Annotated in this window: 6 protein-coding genes; 3 read left to right on the top strand and 3 right to left on the bottom strand. The window is 55.1% G+C overall.

All coding sequences use genetic code 11. From position 1 onward, the window contains the following. Positions 1–13: 13 nt before the first annotated feature. From AB4Z24_RS22405 to AB4Z24_RS22415, 3 genes are read left to right on the top strand one after another with little or no spacing between them, the layout of a single operon-like run. Positions 14–136, top strand: a complete 123-nt coding sequence (locus AB4Z24_RS22405; RefSeq protein ID WP_441711860.1) for a hypothetical protein — start codon at positions 14–16, stop codon at positions 134–136. A gap of 46 nt (positions 137–182) precedes the next feature. Further along, positions 183–1,961 (top strand): carbamoyltransferase family protein, encoded by a 1,779-nt coding sequence (locus AB4Z24_RS22410; protein ID WP_441711852.1) that lies wholly within the window; start codon positions 183–185, stop codon positions 1,959–1,961. A gap of 24 nt (positions 1,962–1,985) precedes the next feature. Continuing rightward, a complete protein-coding gene (locus AB4Z24_RS22415) occupies positions 1,986–4,064 on the top strand; it encodes a hypothetical protein (RefSeq protein WP_441711854.1) in 2,079 nt (692 codons plus the stop codon). Positions 4,065–4,203: 139 nt separating this feature from the next. Here AB4Z24_RS22415 and AB4Z24_RS22420 read toward each other — a convergent pair whose 3' ends face one another. Genes AB4Z24_RS22420 through AB4Z24_RS22430 form a run of 3 tightly spaced genes read right to left on the bottom strand, consistent with a single transcriptional unit; the run spans position 4,204 to position 6,232 of the window. Continuing rightward, positions 4,204–5,490, bottom strand: coding sequence for an NAD(P)-binding domain-containing protein (locus AB4Z24_RS22420; RefSeq protein ID WP_441711856.1), 1,287 nt, complete (start codon positions 5,488–5,490; stop codon positions 4,204–4,206). A 38-nt stretch (positions 5,491–5,528) separates the two neighbouring features. Beyond that, on the bottom strand, positions 5,529–6,065 hold the full coding sequence (locus tag AB4Z24_RS22425) for a GNAT family N-acetyltransferase (protein WP_441711858.1): 537 nt from the start codon (positions 6,063–6,065) through the stop codon (positions 5,529–5,531). A gap of 32 nt (positions 6,066–6,097) precedes the next feature. Beyond that, positions 6,098–6,232 carry a HalD/BesD family halogenase gene (locus AB4Z24_RS22430; protein WP_441711862.1) on the bottom strand — a complete coding sequence of 45 codons (135 nt, stop codon included), beginning with the start codon at positions 6,230–6,232 and terminating at the stop codon, positions 6,098–6,100. Position 6,233: the final 1 nt, after the last annotated feature.

A 6,233-nucleotide genomic window follows, 5' to 3' on the forward strand; every position in this document is an offset into this window, starting at 1 on the left:
CCTGCGCGCCGACATCAACCTGCATCGCGTCAGGCCGATCACCGGCGCAGACACACGCCGCTGCGTCTTAAACCTCGCCTTCCAGGCCAACGTCACTGCAAAATACTCTCAAACCGCAAACCTCCTCTACGCCTAAAAAAACGGGAAAGGCACTTAGGCCAGCTGCTGTCCGGGAGAGAATCATGAGCGTATTTGTTGGAGTGTCAGCTCACTATCACGACTCAGCTTGCTGCGTGATAAAGGATGGCAGGCTTGTCAGTGCAGCCGAGGAAGAGCGCTTTTCTCGGCTAAAACACGATAGTGCCATACCCGCGAACGCTTTTCGGTATTGCCTGCGGGAAGCCAAAGTCAGCATTCAAGACATCACCGCAATCGCCTACTACGAAGACCCCAACAAGAAATTTTCGCGCCAGCTTTGGGCCGGATTACCTGATATTCTTCACCGGCCCGAGGCGCGCTTTCGCATCGATCCCAGCCGCGCCGAACGCGAAATCCGCCAAGCCCTCGGATATGAGGGGCCAATCGAGTTCGTCGACCATCATCTATCGCATGCAGCCAGTGCTTACTATTTCTCTGGCTTTCCTGAAGCCGACATTCTGACTGTCGACGGCGTGGGCGAATGGGCCACCACGACCTACGGGCGTGCTGAAGGCAACACTATTGACCTTTTCGAGGAGGTCATTTTTCCGGATTCATTGGGTCTTCTTTACAGTGCTGTAACCGCCTATCTCGGATTTGATGTGAACGACGCGGAATACAAGGTGATGGGGCTCGCCCCCTATGGGACGCCCAGGTACCTCGACAAAATTCACCAGCTCTTCACGTCATCAAGTGACGGCCAGTACTGCTTGGATCTCACCTACTTCGATTTTGTGAGTGGCGACCGCATGTTCTCCGATAAGCTTTGCGAGCTATTCGGACAGCCGCCCCGCGTTCCGGAATCGGATATTGATCAATTTCACACGGATATCGCTTCTAGTTTGCAAAAGGCGCTGGAGGGTGTCCTGCTCGAAAAGGTTAGGTATCTTCACGGCAAATACCCCAGCGAGCATTTGTGTATGGCCGGAGGAGTCGCGCTGAATTGCGTCGCGAACGGCCGCATTCATCGGGAAGGCCCTTTCAAGCATCTCTTCGTGCAGCCTGCCGCGAGCGATTCAGGAGGTTCACTTGGCGCGGCGGCCGTTGCCTGGGCCCGTCATGCAAAGAACAGCTCGCGTCTGCAACCATTGGCGAACGTCTATCTCGGTCCTTCGTTCTCGAACCTTCAGGTGAACCAAATTATTGGCGCAAGCCCCTTGGGAAAGGTCGCCAACTATTTTTGTGCAGACGAGCCCGGCTTGGTGAAAGCGACGGCAGCACGGTTGGCAGAGGGCAAAGTCGTGGGCTGGTTTCATGGCCGCATGGAATTTGGTCCCCGCGCCCTTGGGTCTCGGTCTATCCTCGCGGATCCGCGACGTCCGGAGATGCGCGACCGCATCAACGCTCTGGTCAAGATGCGCGAGGCCTTTAGGCCGTTCGCCCCAGCGGTGCTCGAAGAAAAAATGTCAGAGCACTTCGATCTCAGACATCCGTCGCCTTACATGCTGGAGACCTGCCAGGTCACGTCGAAACTGGATCTCCCGGCTATAACGCATGTCGATGGGTCCGCGCGTGTTCAGACCGTCAACCCGAACGTCAGTCCCCGCTTTCATGCACTGCTGACAGAGTTCGACAGGCTAACAAACTGCCCGATTCTGCTGAACACGTCGTTCAATCTCCGTGGTGATGCCATTGTCATGGATCCGATCCATGCGATCTGGTGTTTCGTGATCTCGAATATCGACGTCCTCGTCCTGGAGGATTGCCTCATCGACCGTTCGGAGCGTCCGGCGGCTTGGACAGAGATCGTCGAAATGTTGGGCGTGCGCAATGCCAAGAAGCGGCAGATCACCGAGCGCGCCAACGTATATTCGTTTCTTTGACACCGTCCCGAAGGAGCTGCAGCCGTGACACGCATGCCGGAAAGACAACATATGGCTTCTCGTCTGGCCAACTTCATGAAGGGCGATGCCAATGCCTTGGCGATGTTGCAGCTGATGTGTCAGGACAAGCCAAGTGAATTGGCAAAAAATGCAGAGATATGGACGGGGCCGTTCAGCTCCTTGCGAGATGACATCTTAGGTTTCGACCGTCCAAGAGAAACAGAAAATCGCGCGATTGGGATTTGGGAAGAGGATGCGAATAGCGGAGACTTCGTACGGTCTCGCAAACATATAGACCTTTGGCGATTTTGCGCGGATGTCGAACGCATCTCGAAGAAATCCGAGGGCAAGCGTATCGTCTTTCTGGGCGAATCCGTTGCCAGGGGCTTCTTCTTCAGCCCGCTTTACGGCCCGGCGATGGTTCTCGAGCGGCAACTTTCAGGGAGTGGGGATCCCGTCGAGGTCGTCGACCTCGCGCAGAGCAATTGCGGTTCGTGGTGGCTGACCGAAATGGCTCGGGCAGCTTGCGCGCTGCAGCCGGACGCATTCGTCGTATTTGCTGGAAATAATTGGCGAGCCGGCCCTCTAGGTGGAAACACAGTGGAGGCCTTCTCTGATGGTGCACTGCTGTCAGAAGACGGAGGCGTGGCAGCGCTGATGGCTCGACAACGCGCGCGAGCTTGCGACATCGCAACTGTAACCGTACGCGAGCTAGCGCGCATCGCGCGCGAGGCCGGCGTTCCTCTCATCTTCGTTATTCCCGAAATTAATCTTGCAGACTGGATTAGCTGTCCATCAGGAACGCTTGATGTTCCGCTGATGTCCAATGATCACACAGTACGTTGGGTCGCGGCTTTTGCTGACGCCAAACGCATGCTGGAAGCCGGACATTTCACCAATGCGGAAAGGTATGTGCTTGAGGCCATACGATTGGACGGAGGTGCCTCGTCCTGCAGCCTCGAACTCCTCGCGCGAATCCGCTTGGAGCAGAGCAATTCCAGGGATGCCTCCTCTACACTTCGGCAAAGTCGAGATGTCAACGATGATACTCGTGTGCTTCCGGGAATATTCGAGATTGTCGCCGATACCATCCGGCGTGTCGGCGATGAGGAGAACGTGAAGATCGTGGATTTGCCACGTATCTTCGAGAGGTATTATCGCAACGAAATGCCCGGCCGGACTCAGTTCCTGGACTATTGCCATCTAACTGCAGAAGGCATCCAGATTGCGATGGCAGCTACTGCTCAGGCAATCAAGGAAGCAGTGTTGCACGAGACGGTCGAACTAGACGAACTTAAAGCGCTAGCTCCATCGCCCATGTCCGAGCAGGAAGGTTGGGCGCATTTGCTGGCTGGTGTTCACAATGCTCATTGGGGCCAGGAACCGGAGATCTGCCGTTATCACTTCCGGCGTGCCGTCGCATGCCACCCTGCACTCGCCAATCGTGGCGTACAACTCCTTTTTGACGCGTTCCGTCACGCGGCACCATCCGTACTGATTTCCGGGTTTGGCGAGCTTGTCGAGCACCAGATTGCCTCTACGTATCTCATGGGCTTTGGCTTGATCTCACGTGGTTTAATCAACGAATTTCCCATGCTTGAGGCCATGCAAGCAGAATTTCCGGAGCTACAAGACAGTCCGCTTGATCCGGACTTCGCCTTGGGCGCGTTACAGGAAATTGATTTGCTTCATCCGCACTGGATCCACCTCATGGATGCCAACAGATGGTTCCGCAGGTCGTTCAAGGCGGCTTACGAGACGGATAGTGTTTTCCCGTTCGTTTGCGCGGATACCGAAGACCTTGAGCTTAGGATTGACTGCCGGATCCCTGGCGCGCAGGAAACCGGAAACGTGATCGTTGACGTCAATGGTACCGAGGTTGGTTCGGTTGAAGTAAAGGGCGAATGGCGCGCCAAGACCCTTCCCATTAGCAAGTCAATTCTGACGCGCGGAACAAATCGGATGACCATCCGTTGGCCGAGCGTAGACCGGCAGGACATGCGCAAGCGCGTTCGGGAAGATTTCGAAGCTGGTCAACGAGCTGACACGCGCACACACTTTGGCCAACTCTATGATCTGACGCTTGCAATCGCATCGATCTGAGATAAAGCCGCTCCTCCTCGACTAAGAGACGGAGTGGGCGTCACACATAACCGCTGCTTATCGCGTGCTTACCCGTGTAGTCACGGGCATGTGGCAGCCAGGATATCCTGGCTGCCTGACGGGGGGGGGGAACAGTTCTCTACTCGTGAGATGCGGTACGTTTCGCGAGAAATTGGGACAGGCGAGCAGCAGTAAACCCTCCTCCGGCTGCAAAACGCATAATCGGACCAAAGGACATTGCGGAAACCGGCCCGATGAAAAATAGTCCGGGGATGGACGATTCAAAGTTGCTGGACAATCGAGGGGTTGAACCGACGAGTTGCAGCCTTCGCAAGATGTCTGAGGAGAGGAAATCCAAGCGCTCAACGTCCATCTTGTAACCCGTTGCTGCAATGACGTGATCTGCGACCAGAATTTTTTTGTCCCCGCTATCCGATACGAGTGTCAGATGTACCCGTCCCTGATGTACATCTGCTGCCTCCATTCGATGGCCAAGAAGCCGTGAGACGGCCTTCGACCTCTCTTTCATGAACCAACCACCGGATGGGCCAAGGAAAGTATTCACCGTCCGTTGACGAACTCCATCGGGAAGCTGGCGGAATACGCCAGGGTAGTGAGCACAAACATAGTTCGTCCAACCCGGACCTATGCCTGTCATGGGACGACTAATCCGATCCCACAGCGGTCTTTGCTGCCTCTCTTCAAGGCCAAATTCAATCTGCTGTTTCCGAGCGATTAAAACGGGATGTCCACCTGCCTCATGAATCAACGTCGACATGTCGATCGCCGAAGAACCCGCTCCGACGACGGCCACGACGGCATCGCGGAAGCGGCTTAGATCGGTGTGCTCGCCACTGTGAGAGACGAAAGCCGAAGGGAAGCCGGCAAGCTCTATCGGCATTCTGCGGAATTTTTCCAAACCAACACCGATGATCACATGGCGTGATTTAATGTGAGTTCCGTCGCCGAATCGAAGGCGGAATTCGTTCCCTGCCACCGTTAGATCTGTGAGGTATGCTTCGTGAACGTCCGGCACAAATCGCTCTTTAAAGGCCATTGCATATTGGCAAAACGTTTCGACATTTACTGGCAACCCAACATCGGCGTAAGGAATTTTACGTTCTGCGCAATAATGGCCAATTGTGAAGGCTCTCTGCGGATCATAGAGCGTCGATGAATAGCCAGTAGATTTTAGACACATTCCACGAGGCATGTTCGTCAGCCAGCTCTTCATTGGCGTGCCAAAAATGCGGAACTTCGTGCCTGTTTCACGCAGATGAGCGGCCAGCGACAGTCCATAAGGACCAGCGCCGATTATGGTGACTGGCACATTTTCTTCCAGACGCCCCGGGGCCGGCTGCGGAGCATGCGTATGGTCGAAGGTATCGGATCCTACGATCTTGGGCTCAATTCCCGCTCTAATCATTGGCGCCTCTGAAAGTTTTTATACTCTATCGGACAATGTTATTTCGGATCGCAGGACCTGATCATTGCTATATGAGGAATTCGGTCCTCTATGTACGATTGGCCTTGAGCCACGAATTGAAACGATGCGTAGAAGTCCCGGAGATACAGTTGCGACGATATTTTGATGGGAATTCCCGGCTCGGTTTCAGCGAGCTGCTCGATGGCTCTTGCCACGAGCTGCCGCGCAATACCGAGCCGTCTGCACCGTGCATGCACGACGACCCGGCCAAAACTTGTATAACCGAGGGCAAATTGGTCGGCGGGCAATGTCCTGAGGTATCCCGCGAGGCGGCCGTCGAGAAAGCAGAAAAGATGGCTCGCCTTGAGATCCCCGCCATCAATGTCACTATAGGGAACGCCCTGCTCGACGATGAATATTTGCTGTCGTAATTGAAGGGCAGCATAGAGCGTAGCCGGCTGCAATTCGTCGAAGCGCATCCAACGCCATTCGACTCTTTCCGGCCAGTCCGCGCCAGGTATGTGATTGGGCCAGTCGGCAATGGTCGAGACAAGATTGTGCTGCGCTTCGAGCATTCGCTTACTCAAAATCCTGCTTTCCCGTTTTTTTAGGCGTAGAGGAGGTTTGCGGTTTGAGAGTATTTTGCAGTGACGTTGGCCTGGAAGGCGAGGTTTAAGACGCAGCGGCGTGTGTCTGCGCCGGTGATCGGCCTGACGCGATGCAGGTTGATGTCGGCGCGCAGG

It is taken from the genome of Hyphomicrobium sp. 2TAF46, from assembly GCF_052114865.1.
In the GTDB taxonomy this organism is placed as follows: Bacteria; Pseudomonadota; Alphaproteobacteria; order Rhizobiales; family Hyphomicrobiaceae; genus Hyphomicrobium_B.